The following is a 23,684-nucleotide window of genomic DNA, read 5'->3' as shown; positions in this document are numbered from 1 at the left end:
TTATATATTAGAGTCCAACTGGTAATCTTTCCATATATCGATGTTAGAATCCCAGATGTTTGGTATGTATCCTAATCCTGTTAACTGCTTATCAATTGTGTCCCAATAGCCTTCATCCCATTTGAAATGGTCCCACATAACTGGAGCAACTGTGTTAATATACTCAACCCAATTTAATAAGGTTGGTGTCGCTTGCCCATCTGATTCAAATAATATCTTGTGAAATTCTTCATCATTTTTATCATATAACTGATACTTTTTAATTCCATAGATAAAACTTATCTCGTGTTCTTTTCCAGTATTCAAAGCGAAAATTCTTATGTTTGAGTATTCATCCATATGAAATTGCTTTGACTGAAGCGGTTGATTATCTATACGTAACGTACGAGTATCTATATGTTTGCCGGATTTATTTTTTAACAAGAAATCTTTAGAATCATCTTTCCATATTAATTTCTTATTGGAGCGATCTTTTCTTTGTATAAGATTTAACTCTCTTGCAATTCCATTTGTTAACCCTATATCATGTGAACCCGCTGGATACCTAAATACATCTAAGATTCTTTCCTTAAAGTCTGCATTTTTTTCTAGATGCATCCTTTGAACACCTAGTAGTAAGCCGAATTCATCAAAGGTATTCCAAATATGATAGTCAATAGGTGTTATAACAATTTCTGTACTATTATCACCCTGAGTGACTTGTAAAAGAATATCGCCATATTTTTGTACCGTATATAGATTCATTTCCCTGTAGTCGATGATGCCACCTTGATTTCTATCATTATAGAAAAACTCTTTTAAGGTTTCGAGAACAGGAATTTCGATATGATTATTCTTTGTTACTAGTTTTATATTATCACTTGGTTTGATGTTAGGAATCTTATATAACTGGACCCAATCTAACGTGTGTATATCGGCCGTACTGATATATTTTTGTTCTTGAACCCAATCTAAATAATCTTTTATATCCTCTAATTCCATTCCGAAAAAATTCAAGAACTGCTGTCCGGTACTTTCAGAATCTTGTCGGATTTTACTCCATAAAGGGTATTCATCAGCAAGCCTTTGTGTAAATGTAGAGTACCAGTAATGATTCACAAAAACACAATATGATCCAGTTGATTGTAATGAGACATTGATTGTTTTGCTTTCCTTATCAATGTTGTGTTTTATAGTGTGCCATTCTTTTTTCTTTTCATCATACTTGCAAACCTTACAGTATCTAACCTGTGCTCTTGTAAGACGGTTTGCATATTTTATTTTCATATTAATAGATTGAAGAGTAGTTTCAGAGCTTAAATGAAACTGTAAATAAGTTGGTTGATAGTCGCTATACATAGGTTGATTGATAGCAAGGTCACTATAATTATATTCTCTATTATATTTTTGCACCCAACTTAAAGGCTCTGTACTTTCAATCCAGACATCTTCATGTTGAATTGTATACATAAAGAATATCCTCCTTTACTGAAAGGCATTACAGACCTTAAACATAAGAACAGTATAACATAAAAAAAGGACACACCATATACAGGCATATCCTTTTTTCTATTAAAGAGTATTATCGTAAGACGTGATAACGTAATAGTATTTTGTACTATTTTCAACAGTTGAATCTTCAAATGTTGTTTCAGTTATACCAGCTGTACCGATTTTTGTATATTCTGTTCCATCTTTTGTAGAACGATAAACATTATAACCTGCAAGGTTTTCGTTAAGCTCTGCATCAGATTCATTTTTGATAGACTGCCAATCAAGTCGGATTTTACCATCAAATCCTGTTGCAGTAAGGCCTGTTGGAACAGAAGGAATTGTTTTCACTTCTAATTCAGCTGATTTTTCACCTTCTTGTGGTAATGCTTCATCATCAAATGCAGCAACAGCATAAATGTAAGTTGCTCCATCTTTCATACCAGTATCAGTATATGTAGTTGTTGAAGCATTAACAGAACCAACTAATGCAAAAGCTCCACCTGATGTTTTCTTTCTAAAGATACGATAACCTTGTAAATCATCAATTACAGTATCATCAGCATTCTTTGTAACAGCAGACCAAGTTAGATTTACTTTACCTTGGTTTACGGTATAAGCTAATCCTGTTACTTTACCTGGAGCAACACTATCACCAGCTGTAGCAAAGGCTTGTACAGAATATAAGGATTCTAAAGCACTCATTACTTCCACCCCTTATTTATATTTTATATATGTTAAGCCGCTTGTTTGCAGCTAAACAGCTTTGTTAAGTATGGTGATGCAGCCAATTGCCCAGGCGTTACATCGCCATCTTCACAATTCGGAACAAGATCAATACCAATATCGTTATAAATGTTATCAACAATTTCAGAACACACAACTTTATTTGCTTCTTCAAAAACTGTTGAAGTCCGAAATACCTTTTGCAATGCAAATGAAATGATATGTCTCCAATCATAACCCTTATTAAGTTTTGCTCTTCGAATTGATTGTTTAATAATCTTTGTTCTTTGCTCGCTAGTAAGCCCCTTTGTATAACGATAAATATCATATACTTCATGTTTCATTGGACGTATAGCTAAGTCTTTATTAATATCAATTTCTAGTATTAGATCATCTGCTATTATCATTCCGACATGTGTATAGTCTGAACTTGTAACCCATCTTATTAATCTAGAAATAATAGGTGTATTGCCTTTCACTAAAACAATATCTCCTGTTTGTAGCTTCACAGAATAACCTCCCTCCTGCGATTCTAATAAATTATATACTGATTAAACTCTACATACAAAATGCATAGGAAGCCGTTGTCAGACAGTTCCCATGATATTTTGCTTCCTAGCTATATGTTCTTTTCTGTTTTCTAATATTTCTTTCGCTTTTGCTTCTGCATATCCCATATAATCAAATAACCAATCAGATTTAGCTAAAGATGTGTCTGTAATTTGATGCATCTTTGCAATATGCTCTAAATTCTCTTCAATTTCTTTATCATCTGCTGAAAGACTCAACCCATTTACTTTCTTGTTCATGATTCTCATAAAGCCAAACAATACAAACTCTAGCGTGGATGATCCAATATTAGGATTTATTTTATCTGAAGCCATATTGAATAAAATCTGATTTACTTTCAATTGTTCTTCTTCAGATAGATTCTTGAAGTTGTTTGCATTAATTTCTCCTGACAGAATCTTAGATTCTAGTGTTTCCTCTTTTTTTACATCATCTGATACAAATGAAATACGTTCTCTAGCCATATTTAATCTCTCCTTTATTTTATACCCATGTTAGTGAATAATTTTGTAAAACTACATTTGGTGGTAACTCTATTTTTAATTTTAGATTACTCCCTTTCGGATGGATTTTATCATCAAAAAGGAATAGCTCTTCTGGAATAATCCTAACCCATGTATCCCCATTATCACGAGAAATGTAGTATTTAGCTGATTCAACATTAAAGTTATCACTGCCCATTGTCACTTCATAAATATTAGGATATCCACTCCATAAGAGTTTTGTGCAGTATATCCTATAATATAAAAAGTTCTCATTATTCACAAAAGAAAATTCTTTCTTTTCATTCTCATTAAATTTTTCGTTTAATACAGTATGTAAATTCTCATAAACTTCTCCATCATTGCTTCCTTGAAATATCCAACTCTGTGGATGCGCTACACTTGCGCTCCCCCCCACAAAAATAGAATACTTGTTGATATTGGTTTTATTTTCAAATTTATATCCAACCCAACAAGGAGGCCCACCTACGCTATTTCCACCCCAAGAACTGTTAAGGTTTTTATCAAATACAAAATAAGCTAATCTTGAACCTGTGTCAGAGATACCTTGCGGATTACTGGCGAATGCTTCACCATAAGGTGTTGTATTTGAAGTCATAGCCGGGATTAGATTGTCAGATATCCCCTTGTTTTTTTGTAAATCAGTAATCAACATGACCTGAGAAGGCGTATTATTTAATGTTTCAGTTATTGTTTCAATAACACTTTCTTCAATTGTTGTAAGTGTTCCGTTCTGAGCATCATGCACATAACCTGTACTCTTTTCAACATCAATACCACTTAAATCTAAAAGATCATCGAAAATCATATTCTGCATATTATATTTTGTTGTTTTAGCAATGCTATTTAATTTAGCATGTGCCTTCATAATGTTTACAGCATCATGAATAATGAGTTGATTTGCTCGTAATGATAACCCCTCTAAATATTTTTCCAAGTTATCAATACGCTCTTTTACATTTATAAAATTACCTTCTACACCAGCAGATAATGTTTGATTACGTAAGCTAGATTCTGCATCTTTGGTTTTATTCGCAATACCATAACTAATAGTATCCATTTTGCACCATCCTTTCTATAACCATGAGTATGAAATTGCATGAAGCTCTTTTCCATTTTTTAGAACGACCTTAACAAGCAATTCTTTGCCCTCTGGAAGTTTATCTAAACTAACAAGCTTATTTTTTTCAATTCTCATCCATGATTCATTATTACGAGATACATAATATTCTAAACTATCTTCTGCGTTATCTTCAGTAACTGAGGATAATAGAAACAATGTAGGAACAGCCTCTACAGGCTCAACAGTTGTAATCAGTATAGCTGCCTGTGCCTTGTCCTTTGGCGTTACTTTATGATTTTGCTGATCATGAAGAATATTCTTTGAGTTTATCAAATCAATACCGGAGCTATCACCAAAATCATCTATAATCATATCTTTCATGTTATAGCGCTTTTTATCTAAAAGAGAATTTACTCTTAAATTATGCTTATTGAGATTTATATGGATACTTGTTTCTAAGTCTGATACACGATTAGGCAATGGACGGATTTTGTATTTAATTTTAATAGAATCAATAGTTGGAAGAACTTCTCCATTTTTAAACTGCACTTTTAATGTCAGCTTCTTTCCATTCCTTGATTTAATATTCTTCCCATCCAATTCAATAAAATCAGAATCACTATTAGTCTTAGTTGAAACTTTAATATTTCCTGTCCCTACAACTTCAATACCAGACAGTTCTAGGAAGTCATCTCCTAAATCCACCTCATTAGAAATCCACTCTCCTTGTTCAGCGTATACTAATGAACCGCCAACCATTTTTAGCTCTCCAATTTCTAAAGATTTATCTCCATTTGTAGCCAAAACACTTAGCTGATAATATTGGTATGCATTTTGATTCTGGAACGAGAATCGTTTTGGCACTCCACCTAGCCAGTCAGTAACTCCAATACGTGCATCTAGCTCCACGTATTGCCCTCCTTCGTTTTTACCAAATAACTTAAAGTCTTTTGGTGACCGTGATACTTCTAGTCCATTGTCATTAACTACAGGATATATTTCATATGACGAGATTGCAATTGGAGTATCAAACTTATACATCAGCCATGTTCCTACTACGAAGGTTTCTACAAACCATCTGTCTTCCCAAGAATTCGTGGTACCATTGAATGCTCGATATGCAGGCCCATTTGAAAGCGATTCTGCACTTGCACTTACTACTCCACTTGGAGTTGTATTACTTGTCATAACTGGGATCAAATTAACGTTAGACTCTCCGCCGCTTTCTGCTTTATTTAATGCAAGTACACCTGTATCTGCATTTAGGCCAATAAAAGTTCCTTTTGCAAAATCCTCTTTTGTGTTAATGAAAATTTCTTTATCTATCAATCCTTGCCGCTTCTTTTCTAATTCATCTAGACGAGCTTTAACATTAGCAAAAGTTCCTTTTACATCTTTGTCTCCATTTTTGTAGTCACCTACACCTAGACGCTTATTCAGTGTATCTAGATTCTTCCTTCCTTGCATTGCTTTAGAATAACTTACAATATCCATTGTTTCACTCCTTTCTTTTTGTTAAGCCCAAGCATAAGAGATTGCTGTTAAGGTTGCTGAATCTGTTGGCAAATTAATGCGGATTTTAAGTTGCTTACCAGATTGTTTTGAGACATCTATTACATCCCCTGATTGAAAGGCATTCCAAGTACTTCCGTTATCTAAAGAATATTGGAATGTACATTCTTGATGATCTGCTGTTATAACAAGTGTTTTGCGATATGCAGGTAACTCTTCTGTATCCGTCTCTATCATACCAGTTCCACGATATAATTTATCTTCTGAATTATAGAGATAATGCTGTGAAATGTTTGCTGTAAATTGTTTTTCGGTTTCTGTATAAGCTAATATCTTAGAATTACTCGGGAGTGCTTTCCACTGTTCTTCTGTAATGCTATTTAATGAAAACATACCATGGTCTTTAAACATTTCGTATGTAACTGGTGCTGTGCCTACATCTTCCCATGTGCTATTAATTTTTTTGATTATATTTTCAGATTGAATGAGAAACATTTGGATATTAGGTATTTTCACGTCATTATATAATCCGACTGGATCATTTGATACATCTGCGAATTTAGAATCAATATTATTAATCTTGAACCCTGTTATTCCAAGTTCAGTAAATCTAACTTCACCACGTCCTGACCCAATACTAATTCCCCCATTATCTTTAAAGTAATAGCGAATACCATTACAAAATATCCAACAGTCAATAGGACCATAAATCATTCTAACTTTGTCCTCATTGTTGTTTTCTACTCGTTTCCATTGATTTGTATCTGTATCACGGTATTCGACATAGGTAATAAAATCCTCCTTCCCAAGACCCTCATCAGGCAATCCATATGGTTTAATTTTTGTAATAAGAACAGGAAAATCAAACTCAATTCCCATCCAAGCAGAAGTTGCTTCTTTTGCAAACCAATAAGAACGATCAGAATTACTTTTGTTCCCATCATTTAATGAAGACGGATTATAACTGCTGCTTGTACCCCATGGTGGTGATGCTTTTGCTATGCCTATTGTTTGCAAGTTATCATCATATATTTCCTTGTCATTAAAATCAATACGTGGCATCTATTTCACCTCTACTGTCTTTATATTTGTTATCGATGCAAGACTTAGTTCAGATACCTTTCCTGATCCTAATTCTACTGTATTAGAAAACGCAACTTCTTGCCGTGTTTCTCCCGCACCTGAGGAAGAAATAATTTTCATATTATCAGATTCACATGTATCTATTACCATGTCATGCATTTTATATTTTTCTGATTTAAGTAATGCATTACTTTTAAAGTTGAGTTTCGCCATATTAATTGCATTGATTCGTTCTAGCTCTTTTAAACGTCCTTCAATTGTTAAGCTATTTGTTTCAATTTTGATGCTGTGTAATTTTGGTGAGTTGCTTACAACTGGCACTGTCTCATATGCTAATTTATCAATTAATAACGTATCTGTAACTGCATTTAAATCTAAATAATATGCTAATCGTAACTTCATTTCAGATAAAAAGGGCTTCCATGCTACTTGTGTAATACCATTAAAGGTAGCAATATCCATCCCTTTTGACTTTACATCATCTAGGTCATTTATATCAACAGAACTCCAAGAGACTCCATTAAATGCTTTCCATGTTGTGCCACTGTCATTAGACGCAATAATCTTGAGGACACTTTCATTTTGTACAGTACCCGTTAATGTAAAAGACTTAATAGGCTTCTCAAATATCATGTCTGTTTCTTGCATAATCAATTGTCGCTTTGGTATAGCAGTTACATTTACGGATGCACTATTAATGCTTGTATCTTTCGTGAGAACTAGTATTTTAATATTATCTGATTCTAATTGATTCCATGCTGATTCAGGAATTACACTCAAATCTGTCATACCATGTTGCTTAAATTCATCTACTGTAGGCATGTTATTCCTCCGTTCTATATAGTTTGCCAGTTACCATTCTGGTATGTTTTTATTATATCACCATCTTGCACTAAGAAGAGATTTGGATTATCTTCACTTTCAATTGGCAATTGTCCGATGGCATTTGCCTTCCATAAATTAAAACCAGCGGCAGGGGCAGTTCTAATAGATATGCCCGCAGATTGAGAGTAACTTATCACACTAGTCCAATAGGGAGAGATTATTATATTTCCTGATTCTCTTTTATATGGACTATTAATGCCGACATTATCAACTCTATAGCTATCTAGTGATCCTGCAAAACTAAGTACAACATTTGATTGTTTGCTCTCAAATGTAAAATAATTATTAAGTCCCTGTCTTGCAGATGACAAAATAATTGGTTTTGCTCCACGTATAACATGTGCAGTTCCATTAAGATAAGGAACATCACCACGCCCTAATCCCCTAAATCTTAGAATCCCTGAACCTTGCATCTTTTTTAAATACAAATCAATATTAATATTAAGTTGATATTTTAAAAAACCATCTATATTAACTGTTCTTTGAGGGTTATTGTTATCCAACCATAGAAACACTACAATTTGATCTCCGTCTTCATATGCCACCTCAAAGTCAATCCAGTTATTTTCTCGTTTTCCACTCCAACTATACGGGCTCACTGATTGTACTATTTTCGCCCCCACTATTTCTCCCCCTTTCTAAATACCTATCCATGTTCCTTTTGTATAAGTCTTCATGATTTCTCCATCTTGAATAAGTAATAATTGTTTTCGCACAGTAAAGGCAGCACTCTCCTGATATGCAGATGCAGCTGTATTAGTATCTACTGCTCTTACTCTTATTTTCGCATTTGTAATATTTAATCCATCTGGAAGTTTATATTCAACTGATACATCTGTTGTCTTTGAAGCAATAGGCATCCAAGAAGAATCGTTGTAGAAATCTACATCATATGTGATGGCATCCCCTTCTGGATCCGTAGATGCATCCCATGATACTGTGATGGTTTCACCTGTTAGGTATACACTATTTGTGCTTGCTGTTATCCTTAGATTAGTTGGTACTGTTGGCGGCATACTTCCTAATTCAACAAGTTGAATTGTTACATATCCATGTCCGGTATTTCCTATTCTTCCATATGTATTTTCCCCAGACACATAAGAGCCACCACCGCCACCTCCATATCTATCATTGTAACCACATGCACCTCCGGAGTAACCACCGCCACCACCGCCAGAATAGTGACCATTACCTCCGCCACCACCAAATCCACCGTCAGCACCTTTTGCATAAGTTACAGCATATCCACCAGTTCCACCGAGAGCAAAGCTTCTTCCTCCCTGTGCATAGGTGTTTGAGCCATTAGGTGTATCCCAACTTACAATTTTTTGTGTTGCATATTCAATAGATTGTCCGTCACTATAAAAGCCACCACCTGCTCCAGCTGGATACGTACCAGAAGGAATAGATTTACCACCTTGTCCCGATGAACCTCCATATGGAGTGGAAGAACTGGTAGATGATGTTCCGGATGGTCCTGTATTTGCATTTGTTCCGTATGCTCTTGAAGCATTTTCAGCTGATGATCCTCCACCACCGCCACCGACAATTAGAGGGATAGCTGAAGAAAGTATATCTCCTTTGGCGACAAAACTACCACCGCCACCACCACCGCCATTAGTATAAGCTCCTCCTTGCTGTCCAACTAGGACGTGAATAACCTCCCCTTTTCTTAATTCTACAGTACCATACACAATTGCTCCGCTACCTGGTGAGGCTGTATAGCTTGTTCCCCTCCCCCCTTGTGCACCTGCTGCTGTAATTTTATATTTTCCGTTCATAGGGACTATCCACTTCATGATTGTCCCTGAACGACCAGTAGACGTTGGATTGAAATGAAGAGTATCATTTAATGCTAGTGCTTCTGGATATTTAGTTACACCAGAATATGAAGTATTAACTGTATGTGTTGTCATATCTCTTTCTCCTTTTAAATAGACTTCCAGTTTCCATTTTGGTATGTCTTAATTGTATTATTATCTTGAACTAGGATGAATTGCTTCTGAATACAAAATACATTACTTATTAAGAAATCTGATTTTGCACCTTTACTATCAATGGCTGATATTCTTATTTGTGCATTATCTGTATTAATAATTGGTAGCATAAAATCATAAAATGATTGTGACAAGTCAGATAAAATAGTTTGCCAGTCTGTTCCATTGTAAAATTCTACTGTATATATAATTGTATCTCTATCCTCATCAGTAGAAGGAGTCCATGACAAATGAATGATTTCGCTTGAAAGGTTCTTACTATTTGTCTCGGGTTGTATTAAAAAAGACTCTGGCTTGGTTGGAGGATTATTATCATCTTCAATTGTAATAGTGACATAGCCGGTATATACACTAGTATTTCCACCACGAATATTAGACTGATTTTCTCCTGCATTAAAAGAACCTCCGCCATGTCCTTGTTGCTTTACTGAGACATTATCATATCGACCTCCATTGCCTCCAGTATATCCGCCACCTCCACCACCAGAACCATTATTTCTTCCGCCAGAGCCACCTCCACCAAATCCGCCCACACTAGCGTATTTTTGATCTGTGCTATTAGTAGTATTTACAGGATCTCCACCAAAAGGTGTTTCACCTTTAAGTCTTATCCCACCTCTTGATGTACTGAGGATTTTACCTGAATCTGTATCTCCACTGAAAGACCAACTTGCACCACCACCACCATAATGAGAAGGAGAGTTACCATTGTAGCCTATTCCACTATAACCAGGCATATCCCCTTTATTCGTGCTGTCACCTGGCTCTGGCGAAAAAGCTATGTTGTTCGTAGAAGCACCACCGCCACCTCCTGCAACAATCATTGGAGAATCTGCATCTTTTATGCTAACAACAGAGGCGCCGCCACCTCCAGCTGCAAAAGCACCAGTTCCGCCATCTGTTCCTTTCTGCCCAACAATAATACGGAGAACTTGTCCTGCATTTAAGTGGAAACTACCTTTAATCCTTGCACCAAATCCACCCATTGGTGTAGTCGTACCCGGATTCGTCCCACCCCTTCCTCCACCTGCTTCAATGTCATACATACCTGTTAGTGGAACTGTCCAATATTGAACTCCATTAGAACTTGATACTTTTCCTTCTAAATTTGTCCCTTTATATGCAGCTTCTATTTGATCCTGCGTAGGTCCTCTATTTCCGTAAGCACCTGCTGTTGTAAATGAATATATTTTAAGTGTCATAGTAATTGCCACGCTCCATTTTTATAACTCTTATTTATCTCTCCATCTTTAACTATATAAATTTGCTTTGCTACAGTAAAAACATTACTCATTGTGTATTGAGATGCATTACTTTCACCATCTATTGCTCTTATTCTGAATTGCGCCTTATCTGTATCGCAAGATGGAAGCATACAGATATGATTAGTGTCTATAATCTTTGATGCAATATTTATCCATGTAGAACCGTTATAGAAATCTATTTCATATGTAATAGCATTTCCTTCTGGGTCAGTTGATGCCATCCACTCTAAAGCAATAGATTCTCCTGAAAGATTTACACTGTCAGTTACTGGCTGTTTTACAAATAATTCTGGTTTTGTAGGAGGATTATTAGGATCTTTTGCTTCTAATATTGTAAGTATAACTTGTCCATGTCCTTCTCGAATGCCTGTCTTATAGGAATGTGAATCCAGTAAAGGCGACACATAAGAAGAGCCACCACCCCCTTCACCGGAATGTCCCTGGCCATGATCCTGTGTGCTACAACCGCCACCGCCGCCATAGTAACCACCACCGCCACCACCACCGCCGTAAGCGTTATACCAGTGTGAACCATTACCACCAACACCTAGAGCTCCATCTTGTGCTCCACGATATCCTCCTCCCATTCCTCCTGAAGTTTGTGTTCCCCCTTTTCCTCCTCGACCTGGAGAACCTGTAACACCACCAGCTATACCATTATATCCACCATGACTTTGACCATTAAGTCCACTAACAGCACCACCAGCACCACCACCTACAATAATACGATTTGATAGTCCGCTTCCCCCAACCCTAACATCGGATGCACCACCGCCGGCACCTGCATTTCCTGATTTATAGGAAGAAGAATCTCGACCACCACCACCGCCACCATTCCAACCCCCTTGAGCCCTAGATGAAGAAGAGGGATTACTACTTCCATCTTCTCCTTTTCCTCCAACATATACGTTAAATGTTGTATTTGCTGGAACGGTATATACGCCAGTTGCTAATCCTCCTTTAGCAGCTGTATTTGTTCCAGAGCCATTTTTCCCGCCAGCCGCCCCATATGCCATAATATTAACTTTCTTAATTTCAGAGCGAGAAAAAGATTGAACATCTCCTGTGTAATTGAATATAATAGCGTCATTTTCATTAAGAACACCAGGGATATTTGGATATTCATATGTTCGTGTTACTTTGTAATCAAAACGAATTTCAGGAAAATTATTCCCAGTTGAAATGCCAAACATTCTTTTCGTATCTTGCAATACCGATAAGTGTTCATTTGACTCCTCACTAAATGGAGTCGTATCGCCCCATACTCCATAGTCTGTATTACCGGATTTAGCAGTAATCGTAGTTATATTTAATCTATAGGTTCTTCCAGAATACATTGCTACATCTTTGAAGCTTTTCCATATTTGATTCCCGACTGTTAAATTGCTGTTACTTGTATTAATCTCGCTGTCTTCAATATCACAAACTATTTGTTTTTTTGACTCATCACGAATCCTAAGACGATATTGAATACTTCCTGAATCACCATTATAAGTTTGGATATAAATTTTATTCATAATAATATTAACAATAGGTTTGATTAATATATCAGAGGAGGGCCCCCAGTTAGCATCATTTCTTTTTATCAGTAATGAAGACATTTATTTTCTCCTTTCATATAAAAAAGGCGACCATTCAAAGAATGAATCGCCTATACTACTTCTATTTTTGTAATGGACTTATACTTCGTTCGGTCAACTGGTATTTCAAATAATACTCCATCTGTGTAATTATCATTTTTAATACCATCTATTTTATAGACAGTATTTACTTTTACGTCAGAACCTACAGACGATAAGAATTCATTTAATACTAGTTTTGTTTCTGGATTTGTCTGGTCGAATTCAAATACCTTCTTATCCCCAACTTGTGCACCGCCACTAATTGTTGCACGGAACTTCAAAAATCTTTTTTGTGGAAGACTATTTGGATCAAGGAATGTATATGGAGAAAATGTAATACCATCATCAGAAGCGCTCACTTCTATTTTGGTATAAGCTAAGTTATCATTATATGAACTTCCTAGCTTTTTAATTGGTGTTGGTGGAGTTGGAACTACACCATTGTTATAAAATTTTGCCGCTTTTAATACTGTCGGCATATCAAGTGTCGTATAAAAGATACCAATTATAGTTCCACCGTAAGTTATGTTATCCCAATAGTCCATAACGTTTCTTGCAATTAACTCTGTGTCCTTGTATAAGTCATTGGAAACTGTTAGATATATAGATCCACTTCCTAATTTTTTGACTGACTTTACACCATACGAAATTCTACTAAAATTAGAATTTGGTGATGTACTCCCATATAAAGTCCCACTAGCATCAATATACATATATCCTTTGCTGCTGCCATTTGCACCAGCTACAGCAACATCTTGCACAACTCCTATATCAACAAAACCTGCATTAGGACTTGAACCCCAACTTGTATATGTTGAAAAATACCCTCGTCCATCTAACGATTTATATGCAATTTGATTATTTGCGGATACAGCATAATCCACATTTGATGCTATCTGTCTTTTATAAGGACCAGTTGTATCTACTATCCAAAGTGTATTGTCATTTTTAACATAGACCAACTTGCTTTCCTCAGATGAATCCGCCTGTTTTACATTTGTATCTATAAGGATTGGCGTTTTACTTGCTCTCCAAATATATAAATTATCATACATATCAATATATCCATCACAGGCATTGTTATAATCCTCATTACTAATGACAGCACTCTTTACATTTGAAGCAGCTTTTGTCCATTGGTTCTGTGGAAATGTATGCGAAGTATCACTGGAGGAATTACCAGCAATTACATACATATCATTGTTTACATCTACATACCCAAAGAAAAAAGACATATGATTACCCCTTTCTTATTTAATTTTCATTTCAATGTTTGTTATTTTTTGCATACCACTTCCTAAGTCTATTGCTTCAGACTCCCATACTCCTGACCCCACAAATGCTTGTGGTCCAATTTGACGAAGTTGAATGCTACCGTCTTTGAACTCTGCATCATTAAATTGACCCTTATTTAAATCTACTTCATATATTTCTTTTGCTTGTAGGTTTGATGCTTGTGCTTCTATCCAATCTAGCCTTTCATCAACAGAGTTAAATCGACCTTCTGCTCCTTTTCCTACCACCATTTCATTGAGCTGCTTAATATCCTGAAAGACTTTGCTTGCTTTGCTGAAAGAAATAATCTCCATCTTATTCCCTCCTATAGTACAATCACTGTAATAGATGTACCAACAGATTCATTTTTACTTGTATCTACTGCTTTAAGTGTAAATGTATGTTCTCCATTTGAAATGCCATTCAATACAATGGATGCACGTTTTGTGGTATCTAGTGGTGTCTTAATATTATCGATATAAACATTAATCTTATCTAAGTCAGCATCTACAGGATTCACCCACTCCAGATTTACAACTCCTTGAGATGGAGAACTGCTAACTAACCCTTTTATATCTGCAGGTGCCGTTACGTCTACCTCTGTTCTAGTTTTAATACCTGTGATATTTCCTTTAGGATCATAAGAGTAAGTTTTTGTTACAGTAACTTTCTGTCCTTTATTATTTGCAAATGTTTGAATTGATTTACTTAGTTCACCCGCTGCTAAATCTCGATAAGAATATTCTACTATCATTTCTTTATCGCCTGTTGTAGTGTGACGTATAATGTTTCCATATTGATCATCATACTCAAATTTCTCATCATAGTTTCCAGAGTCTGTAGTGCCTTTCAAAATTGCAGCTTCTAAATCTCGTTTCAAGTTCTCAATACGTTGAATTGTTAATATCCCACTGTTTTCATAACCACGGATTAAATCATCCACAACAGCTTTTGTATTATCATCAAATAAATCACTATTGATATGCGTAAATCGATCAAAGACAGTATCATAGACACCCATTAATTTAATAATGTCATTAATAATTTCTATTAAACTATCTTCTAAATCATACTTTTGTATTTTTGTTGATATTTTATTCAAAATTCTTCCTCCTCATCTACTATAGAGTTCATATTTTTATGATAGCATATGCATTTGTTCAAGTCGTTTAAGGTCTAGTCTAAATAGCTTTTATGTTTTGAGGTATGATTCGTTCATCTTCTAGAATCTTATGATTTGTTAAAAGAACCGGCTCATTGTTTAGATATAGTTTTAATATCTCGAAATCAACTATTTTATCATTTATGTTCATGATTTCTTGCACTAAATCGTTATATATAAAACCCTGTCCCATTTCAAATTTACCAAAGTATTCTTGAAGTTTATTCTGTGTTTCAAAAGATATATATGATTTTTGTTGGGCGCTTGTTGAATCATGAAAAGCGAGTTGTACCGTTATATCTATTGGAATTTCAAGTGGTGTAATAATATTAGGACGATTACCAAAAGCTTTTACTTTCAATATTTGTTCTTCCACATTGTGAAGCACTTCTTCTTTTTCATATCCATACTCAGGTATCACAATGAAACTAAAACTTCCCGTTCCATGGGTATATTCTTTACCAATTACATCTCTTACGCCATTCACTGTTAAGCAAGCCAATCTAAGCGCTGTATGATTTGCAGTAGCTGATGCAGGAACGATTTGTATTAATTCAGCACGATACATATCATCATCAATTAATTTTTCCGTTAATACTCCGTCTGACCCACGTACTTGATGGATTCTTCTTTTATAACTAAATAATCCTCCAATTAAATCTAAATGTTCATTTACAGCTTTACTAATAACCCCTTGGTCTAACACATCTTGAGCAAAATCATATAACGATACTCTTTTCGGATCATCACCTGGGCCAATCTCAGGAGCAATTGCTTCTGTAATAGAGCGGGCAATACTTCCTGCTGAGAAATTAGTAATAGGTGTATTCTCAGATATAGAAACACAAGCATCTCTTATAATTTCTTGCGCACTACGTTTTAATAACATAATGAAAACCTCCTATAATTCTAGTGGCTGCTTAACAACTACTTTTCCTTTTTTATCTGTACTTAATATGGCAAAGAACTCTATTGCTTCTATGCTAGTAGGAACAGCTCTAACATCTATATCTGCAACCTGAAATCGACCATCGGCCGTTAATGTTTGATAAATTTGCTCTACACCTCTCAAGCCTGTTTCTCTGGTGTTTGGCTCTCCTTCTAGCAGTTCTAAATCGGCACCTATCCATTTATGAGATCGCCATTCTCCTTTTTGGGAATGCATACGATTCGTAATGTCCTGTCTAGCAGATTCATATTGTTCTGTAAGTGCGAAATCACCTGATTCATTAACCATGTAATCTCCTTCGATTTCATTTTTAGTATCATAAAAACGAATATCAGATTCATTATAGTTCCTCATCTCTAACTCCTGCTTTCGATTTTATTGTTTGGCTGTAATAAATCATGCACATCTTTTAGTTCATCTTTTAGATATGAATTTGCTTTCATGTCAGTATGCTTTTGGAGGTTTTGTGTAAAAACGTGCACGCTTGGAGCAAACACCATAAGTGCCTGCTTTTTTCTACTAAAACGGAATCCCAATCCATAATCGGCATATCCCTCTAAATCTCCATTTTCTCTAGCCAATATGCCAGCACCACTAATAGAATTAATTACACCCACATCATTCTCTTTCGCTTCCGTTGCTGTTTCTGTGAGAAAATCAATATCTTCCGTTACTCTTAGATCTAGATTTGTTAGCTTTTGTTTCCAACTCACATTAACCCACCCCCTGGTAATAAGTCATCAAAAAAGCCTGCAACACGTATTTTTAAATTGTTCCAAAATAATTCTAATTGGTCTGGCTCTCTATAATAGGCTGTAGCTATTGGCATGCTTGGATCACCATTAATGAATTGGATCCATACTCGGTCATTCTTTACAAACCCTTTGTCAATAACTCCCTGTGAATAAACAAAACAAGGGACGGCACACAAATGTTGAATTTTATTTCCTTGCAAGACATCTACATCAACTGTATGTCGCTCCCATACTTCTATTTTTCCACCCTTATGTCTACTACAATTACAAACACCTCCCTCTGTTTTTGTACCTGTATTAGGGTGATAATCAGTCACTTTCCCAATAAGACCATAAGAGCGTCGTTCTGACGCTCTATCTGCTCCTTCATCTTGTAAATCTTTTCTTATCTGGCTTGATTCTACCCCCACAACAAATACCTCCTTTTATTTTCTGCACAATGGATATGAGCAATGCAAGTGATTCCAATGCCCTTTAGGGTCATATTGCATTGCACCGTCTCCGTATTTACCATTCATTTCTTGAATAATGTCCCAATCACCAAACACTAACCCTCTAAAGCCAGCTTTCAAACAACACTCTACAAGCTTTCTAGCCTTTTCTTTATCAGTTCCATTTGGGAATCTCATTTTCCCATTAATAACTCTCATTGTATTTGGAGTATCAATATCAGCAGCCCAGCCAGTACCGTGCCACTGATTATCACCTGGTCGCCATCCACTCGTAATATTAAAACTATCTCCTGTGGCAGCTTTGTATAATTTAGCAACTTCAATTAATAGCTCTGCTGTTCCCTTTCGAACTTTACTAGTACCGCCACCGCCAACAATTGTTAAACCAAAATTACGACCAGCTAATCCATGTAAATCAATCAAATCAGGAGCGCCACCACTGCCTATGTGATATTTACTTTTCCCTTCTCTTCCTGTTGCAACTGGACATGAACTTGCACCACCAGAGCCTTCTCCAACTGCTCCGCCACCTTTACATGCACCAGCAGGTAAATTACCATCATAGTAACGTAAAACTCGTTCTACATATTTAGAATCACCGTATCCTGGTGGAATCCTTGAAATTCTACCTACTTTTTTAACCATAGATTCTGAGAAACTATAGGCTAATTCATATGTGTATTTTCCACCTCTGCTCATACAGTAATCAATAAATCCACCGCCGAAGTTGTAAGATTGTAACACTAGTTTGATATCACCTTTTGCTCTTGCAAGTTGATTCTTGAAATGCGTTACACCTTGTTTAATACTAGCATCTACATCTTTAATATATCCAATCGGTTTTCCCATTGATTCGGAGGATTGCATTACATCAGGTAGTTTGTGATAATTACCGCCTGATTCCTGCATAGTTAAAGATTTTAATATCTCTGCATATGATCCGATCCCTTGTGCTTTTGCTTCAGCTTCAATCTTAGGACCAATTACGTCAAAGTACTTTGAAAGACCTTTTGCTTTACCGTCTGTTGGCACATCACCTTCAGGAACACAAGTGCCATCATCTTTGTTTCCAAAGAAGGATGTAACTTTGTCCCACAGGTCTTTAAACCAACCAGTTATCTTATTCTTTATTTTATTTTTCCAATCTTCCCAAGTTGTCTTTTCTTCTTCATAAGCTGCTTTTGTTTCTCTTTTTCCTAATAACTCTAATCTCTTATTAATTTGCTCTAAAGCTGCTTTACGATCTTTGTCATAAAGCTCAGCAATCTTTTCAAGAGTGGGTATTTGTTTTCTAAATGCATTATAAAAACTACTTGCCATTTTATTTAAATCAATGGGCTGTTCTGTAGGACCATCCGACTTCATTCCCATTTGATCCTCAATGTCATCATTTCTAAATTGCCAAGCGTCCACGCCAATAAATCCTAGAATGAATGCAGAAACATCATTTGTCATAAGTCTCTTCCAGATATCAGGCGCATCTCCAACAACAGAACCCTTATGTCCATTTATACCTGCAGTATACTCTAATCCGCTCTTATGCAGTGGAGATATTAAACATGCTTGTCTCATAAATAGCCATCTCTCAATAAATTCTCCTATTGTTGAAGAAATAATATGAACTCCTAATGCTTCTATGGCTAATCCTAACCAACCGACTGGTCCAGCCATTATATGAGCACCTGTCCAAAGAGCAGTTACTACACCACGACCACCCTTTAATACCTTACCTATAGATTTAGAACCTTTTGCAATTAGAGCACTTCCTTTGGCTTTCATTTTTACATTTTTAAAACTGTTATAACCAAACTCTTTAGAATTCTGGAATATATTCTTTAGATTATTTGTGCCTTCTTCTCCTGTTAACTTAGCAAGTTGTTCAAGTAATCCATTCTTAGACCACCTTGCAATATCTTTGGAGGATATGCCACCTTTTCTTAATTCATCAGCGGCAGCTATCTCTTTACCATTTGGTGCTTTGCCACCAGTTACCTTATCCTGAAACTTTTGACCTAGCTTGCTCGTATTAAATCGCTCTTTCATTTTGTCGAATCGATTTTTTGTGGAAGACCATAAAGCATTCATAATTGGTAAATGTCCTGCATATTTAGATGTTCTTAATTTTTTACGTAATGTATGTGTGATTAATGCACTTCCCGCTAATGCTTGTGCGCTTGCGAGTAATGTCATGGCACGACGATCTGTATTTACAACTACTACATCTGGTTTGATTAAAGTAACATAACCTTGCTCATGATTCATGATTTGAGTCACTTCTTTTACTTCTGCTGGTCCAGCCATAGAATTAAATTCATCATTAATCCACATTTGATCAAATGGCTTTACAGACGGATCACCCATAACTGTTAAATAACCATCATACATATCTTTTACGTAATCTCTTAAACCTGCTGCTGTTATTTTTACAGCAACACCTTCATCGTAATACCACTTAGGCAGCTTATTTAGTAACCCACCAATTAGAGGGATATTTTGTATCATGCGAACCCCTTGCGCATTCATTGTTGTATCAATGTTTACAACTCTTTGTTTTTCAGGCCAAATATTTGTATCAACAAACACTGGAGAGGTAGTATCCATCTCCCCTTCATTCATATATACACCAACAGCTACTGTATACATATTATCTTCAGTAGTCTCAATTGAATTATCAATAATACTTGTTGCACTATCATAAACATGGAATTGTCTAAATGGTTTTAGTGCTGTCCCTTTTACTTCTTCACCATCTACAACATAATCATAATGCAATGGGAAGTACGGTTTTCCGGAGAATATAGTATTTCTAAAACCGAATGGATGAACAGCTACGATATGATCATCACCAACAGCTGCACATATATTTAATACGTCCCAGACGGTCTTATCGAATAATCCAATATTAATGCCAGGCTCATCTGCTTGTCCGATGCCAAATGCATCCTTAACTTTATTCCACCAACCATCATGCTCTTCGTTTGTTAATCCTGTAGTTTGATAGATATTCATATTAATTTCCCCAACAGTTCGGCTATCTTTACCAAACGTTGCTCCGCCAATAAATCCTCCGGCAACACCGCCGATAGCCGCTCCAATTGGTCCTCCAATTAGAAAACCTCCAGATGCCCCTACTGCTGCTCCACCAAAGAATCCTCCAAGTTCGCCCCATCCTTGTGGAGCTTGCTGATGTCCAAAATGCATGATGCCTAAACTATGCTCTTGGAATTCATCATTAGATAATCCAGCCCAAAGATTAGCGAAAAATCCTTTTGAATCGGTTAATAATTCATCTACAATTTCTGTTGGTTCTTGCTTAGAGAATAAAAATCCTCCATCCGTAGTTTCATTCACATCTGCTCTAATTTTATTAGTTAATTCAATTCCATCGTCCTGAGCAATCACGGTAAGAGAAATCCCATTATTTTGAATAGATGTTATTGTTCCATTCATGATTGTAGGCATACTCATAGGGTTTGATCCGTATCCCATTCTAAAATGAATACGTGTTCCAGTGCGTAACATAATACTTTTATAATAGTTTGCGTTCCTATGTCTTGAGCGCTCCGCTTCTTTAGCAACCGCACCAGGCATTGTTAGCATCTTAAAGACTTCACCCATACCTGTATTTGTTAAGTCCATATCTTTTTCAGCATCATCTAATGTTCCGTAAATATTACACATCTCTATCGCTAATGTACTGGACGCTTCTTTTCTGCTATTGGTATAAGTAATATCCATAACAGCTTGATAGTTAAAGAATTGATCAGACATTTTAACAGTCCCCATATATTTACCTTCATCAATAAATGTAAGGAAAAATGTTGGGAACGCTCTTACTAAACGTCCACGCATATCATATTTCACCATGTCATGTAACATACCTGTATGTATGCGATTATCGTCTGTGAAATCACTTTCTTTCATATTTTGTTCTGGTCTTTTTGCATTTGGGCCTGTGGTTTTAAAATCTTTCACAGGTAAACCTTTTGTTTTTTCTTTAATGGTTTGATTAGACCACTCTTGATTATTAGAAGATGAATTTAACACTTTATTAATAATGTCGATAACTTCTCTAGGTGGTTGCTTATTATCTTTTAATAAGTCTACATATTCTCGATCATAACCAAGATATAGCATAACTACCCCAGCAAAGCGTGCCTTTTGTTGATCCCAATTATTATTGGCATTCAATCCAAAACAAGAATATACATTTTCTTCGTGGTACACTTTTTTATCACTCGTATTTGATTTAGCAAGCATTTGAGTTAGTTCCGTGTAGTATTGAGACATCTTACGTACACCTTGTTCAACATTATATTCAATATTTTTACCAAGTAAATTTACATTGGAACCATACATCTTTCTGACTTTCATTATTCCAATGTATTCTCCATCTATAGAGCCGTCGTTATTTACATAGTATTTAAAGTTTTTATTCATCATAGTAGGAGAACTTGTTTTGCTATTTACAACCTTATCTTGCTTTGTATTTGTTCCCACATCATAGAATTGTTTTAATTCAGAATCCAGAGCTTTAGCAAATGCAACTGTAAGGTTTTGATTAATATTAAACTGTTGTGATTTTTCTCTAATAAGAGCTTCTGCTTGAGCCACAGAAAGGTTATTTTTATCAATAAGCTCTTCTGGAATAGCACTATAACTAACTTTATTTTTACCTACTGCATCCTCATAGTCTTTTCTGCTATTCTTTAATTCTTCAGATGTAATGTCATTTATATTCTCAATATTACCACCGTTAATGCTTGCTTCTCCGCCTTTACCATCCCTCAATACTGTTTGATAATTTTGTTGCGCTGCATTAACCAAGTCCTCAAAGAATAATGTTCCCTTTTTGTATTTAATAAAAAAGTCAGGATCAACAAATACACCATTATTATAGTTTTCCACTTTAAAGCCAGCTTCCTCAACTTCACCATAAGTAGGGAGTTCTAAGTCAGGATATACTTCCGCCGCTGCAAAGAACTTTCGTATGCCTTCCTCATAGACCGCTTGTTTTACTGCATCTGCTTGAATATTAGAGCCACCAAGGAAGGATTTTAATCCAGTCCATGCTTCTTTCAGTGCTGGTCTATCACCAATAAATTGAGCCCATCTGTTTAATGGATTATCACCTATTCCGTCTTCAAACATAGTAGCTGGATTTAAGCTTGTTAAAAGACTCAAGGCTCCTTGATTTTCATACTGATTGATATCCCATTTTGCAGTTTCGGACAGCCATTTAACTTCATTCATTTTACGTTCTGCTCGGTTATATGCAATCATTGTTAAAGTTACTTCAAATGCTCCTGGCATGCCTTGAACAGTATTTGTTTGCATATCTTCAATTGTTACATTTTTTATACCAAACAATCTTGCGAGTTGACTATCAAACTCTAGAAAGCCATTTGCCATTTGCTTATGATATGTACGAATTAGATAAGAGGATCTTCGTATTAATGACTCTAAACTTGCTATAGACTCCATATCGTGAGTAGTAAACCTTGCCATGATTATTGTATCTTGAGAACCCATATACTGATGAGTGGGAGATTCATCATGTTGTAATTGAACTGAAGTAATTGTATTTTCAAACCCTACAGATAAATCCGTTAGTGTTAAGTTAGGGATATCCCACTCTTCATAGCCCACATCATATTCAAACATAGCTTTTTCATAAGTAGCATCCAAATCTTTGTTGAATTGCTTCTCTAGTTCTTCTGCACCCCAAAAATCTTCTTTCTTTCCTTCAACATATTTTTTAAGCATCTTTTTCTTATCAGTGCTCCATTTTTTCATATAAACTAAATCATCTTCAGCAGCTATTCTAAATTTAAAATTATGATCTAATTCTTTATATAATGGCTCATAATAAGTACGAAATGACTTGGCATTTTGAGGATTTAAGTTCCTTTGGTAATGCCATCTAAATAGTGGCCAGTCAAACATTTCATCATATGTTCTATCCTCATCATCTGCGATATATGAATAAGGCTCAAATGAATATAGTTGTAATTGAGCTTGTAAAGTCTGCGGAAAACCTGGTGTTGTTTGTACTGTCACGCCAGATACAGTAACAGCATCGACTTTATGAATATCATTTAAGTAAGTGTTCTCTATCGGTAAAAATGGACACTTTTTTATTTGAGATAATAATGGTCTAAGTTCTTCGTTCATATTATCTTTATCAGGGAAAAACAGAGTGATTTCTATCACTCTGTCAAAATACCCTGACTCTTTAGGTAAGCTATTTCTAGCACGCAGAATCTTTACACGTTCATTTTTCATTTGACGATGTATACTAATTGCGGTAGGTGGTACAAAGAATGCTGTATCTCCTATACGCAAATGATGTTCAAGCAATCCTCCATAAGGAGTTCTTGGCGCAACTGGCATAA

At 35.7% G+C, this 23,684-nt stretch carries 20 protein-coding genes; all 20 read right to left on the bottom strand.

The features are described from left to right. On the bottom strand, nucleotides 1-1,449 hold the full coding sequence (locus NST86_RS34015; protein ID WP_340935648.1) for a low copy number virion structural protein: 1,449 nt from the start codon (nucleotides 1,447-1,449) through the stop codon (nucleotides 1-3). 102 nt (nucleotides 1,450-1,551) lie between these two features. Beyond that, nucleotides 1,552-2,175, bottom strand: coding sequence for a hypothetical protein (locus NST86_RS34010; RefSeq protein ID WP_098687520.1), 624 nt, complete (start codon nucleotides 2,173-2,175; stop codon nucleotides 1,552-1,554). Nucleotides 2,176-2,207: 32 nt separating this feature from the next. Further along, the gene (locus NST86_RS34005; RefSeq protein WP_340935647.1) at nucleotides 2,208-2,705 is read right to left on the bottom strand and encodes a YiiX/YebB-like N1pC/P60 family cysteine hydrolase; all 498 of its coding nucleotides are present in this window, start codon (nucleotides 2,703-2,705) and stop codon (nucleotides 2,208-2,210) included. A gap of 78 nt (nucleotides 2,706-2,783) precedes the next feature. Then, nucleotides 2,784-3,230: a hypothetical protein gene (locus NST86_RS34000; protein ID WP_340935646.1), complete on the bottom strand. Its 447-nt coding sequence runs from the start codon at nucleotides 3,228-3,230 to the stop codon at nucleotides 2,784-2,786. Nucleotides 3,231-3,249: 19 nt separating this feature from the next. After that, on the bottom strand, nucleotides 3,250-4,329 hold the full coding sequence (locus tag NST86_RS33995) for a discoidin domain-containing protein (protein ID WP_340935645.1): 1,080 nt from the start codon (nucleotides 4,327-4,329) through the stop codon (nucleotides 3,250-3,252). Between the two features lie 15 nt (nucleotides 4,330-4,344). Continuing rightward, the gene (locus NST86_RS33990) at nucleotides 4,345-5,826 is read right to left on the bottom strand and encodes a hypothetical protein (protein ID WP_340935643.1); all 1,482 of its coding nucleotides are present in this window, start codon (nucleotides 5,824-5,826) and stop codon (nucleotides 4,345-4,347) included. Nucleotides 5,827-5,847: 21 nt separating this feature from the next. Beyond that, nucleotides 5,848-6,906 carry a hypothetical protein gene (locus NST86_RS33985; RefSeq protein WP_340935642.1) on the bottom strand — a complete coding sequence of 353 codons (1,059 nt, stop codon included), beginning with the start codon at nucleotides 6,904-6,906 and terminating at the stop codon, nucleotides 5,848-5,850. Next, nucleotides 6,907-7,749 carry a hypothetical protein gene (locus NST86_RS33980; protein ID WP_340935640.1) on the bottom strand — a complete coding sequence of 281 codons (843 nt, stop codon included), beginning with the start codon at nucleotides 7,747-7,749 and terminating at the stop codon, nucleotides 6,907-6,909. A 14-nt stretch (nucleotides 7,750-7,763) separates the two neighbouring features. Then, complete coding sequence (locus tag NST86_RS33975; protein ID WP_340935638.1) at nucleotides 7,764-8,435, bottom strand: hypothetical protein; 672 nt, start codon at nucleotides 8,433-8,435, stop codon at nucleotides 7,764-7,766. Between the two features lie 15 nt (nucleotides 8,436-8,450). Then, entirely contained in the window at nucleotides 8,451-9,728 is a 1,278-nt protein-coding gene (locus NST86_RS33970; RefSeq protein ID WP_340935637.1) for a fibronectin type III domain-containing protein, read from the bottom strand. Between the two features lie 14 nt (nucleotides 9,729-9,742). Further along, on the bottom strand, nucleotides 9,743-11,011 hold the full coding sequence (locus tag NST86_RS33965; protein WP_340935635.1) for a glycine-rich protein: 1,269 nt from the start codon (nucleotides 11,009-11,011) through the stop codon (nucleotides 9,743-9,745). Further along, a complete protein-coding gene (locus NST86_RS33960; protein ID WP_340935633.1) occupies nucleotides 11,008-12,675 on the bottom strand; it encodes a glycine-rich protein in 1,668 nt (555 codons plus the stop codon). Before NST86_RS33960 ends, NST86_RS33965 begins: the two co-directional genes overlap by 4 nt. Nucleotides 12,676-12,725: 50 nt before the next feature. Continuing rightward, nucleotides 12,726-13,931 carry a hypothetical protein gene (locus tag NST86_RS33955; RefSeq protein WP_340935632.1) on the bottom strand — a complete coding sequence of 402 codons (1,206 nt, stop codon included), beginning with the start codon at nucleotides 13,929-13,931 and terminating at the stop codon, nucleotides 12,726-12,728. Nucleotides 13,932-13,946: 15 nt separating this feature from the next. Then, nucleotides 13,947-14,285: a hypothetical protein gene (locus tag NST86_RS33950; RefSeq protein WP_340935630.1), complete on the bottom strand. Its 339-nt coding sequence runs from the start codon at nucleotides 14,283-14,285 to the stop codon at nucleotides 13,947-13,949. An 11-nt stretch (nucleotides 14,286-14,296) separates the two neighbouring features. Next, nucleotides 14,297-15,073 carry a hypothetical protein gene (locus NST86_RS33945; protein ID WP_340935628.1) on the bottom strand — a complete coding sequence of 259 codons (777 nt, stop codon included), beginning with the start codon at nucleotides 15,071-15,073 and terminating at the stop codon, nucleotides 14,297-14,299. Between the two features lie 79 nt (nucleotides 15,074-15,152). Next, nucleotides 15,153-16,022, bottom strand: coding sequence for a baseplate J/gp47 family protein (locus NST86_RS33940; RefSeq protein WP_340935627.1), 870 nt, complete (start codon nucleotides 16,020-16,022; stop codon nucleotides 15,153-15,155). A gap of 12 nt (nucleotides 16,023-16,034) precedes the next feature. Further along, nucleotides 16,035-16,436, bottom strand: a complete 402-nt coding sequence (locus tag NST86_RS33935) for a hypothetical protein (protein WP_098687532.1) — start codon at nucleotides 16,434-16,436, stop codon at nucleotides 16,035-16,037. A gap of 2 nt (nucleotides 16,437-16,438) precedes the next feature. Further along, the gene (locus NST86_RS33930; protein ID WP_098205230.1) at nucleotides 16,439-16,795 is read right to left on the bottom strand and encodes a hypothetical protein; all 357 of its coding nucleotides are present in this window, start codon (nucleotides 16,793-16,795) and stop codon (nucleotides 16,439-16,441) included. Then, complete coding sequence (locus tag NST86_RS33925) at nucleotides 16,792-17,247, bottom strand: hypothetical protein (protein WP_098205229.1); 456 nt, start codon at nucleotides 17,245-17,247, stop codon at nucleotides 16,792-16,794. Before NST86_RS33925 ends, NST86_RS33930 begins: the two co-directional genes overlap by 4 nt. Before the next feature lie 15 nt (nucleotides 17,248-17,262). Continuing rightward, nucleotides 17,263-23,682: a lysozyme family protein gene (locus NST86_RS33920; RefSeq protein WP_340935624.1), complete on the bottom strand. Its 6,420-nt coding sequence runs from the start codon at nucleotides 23,680-23,682 to the stop codon at nucleotides 17,263-17,265. Nucleotides 23,683-23,684: the final 2 nt, after the last annotated feature.

The sequence above is a fragment of the Bacillus sp. FSL L8-0199 genome, assembly GCF_038005705.1.
GTDB classification, from domain to species: domain Bacteria; phylum Bacillota; class Bacilli; order Bacillales; family Bacillaceae_G; genus Bacillus_A; species Bacillus_A cereus.
Note: the sequence above shows the minus strand (reverse complement) of the source record. Positions and strands in the feature narration are given on the sequence as shown.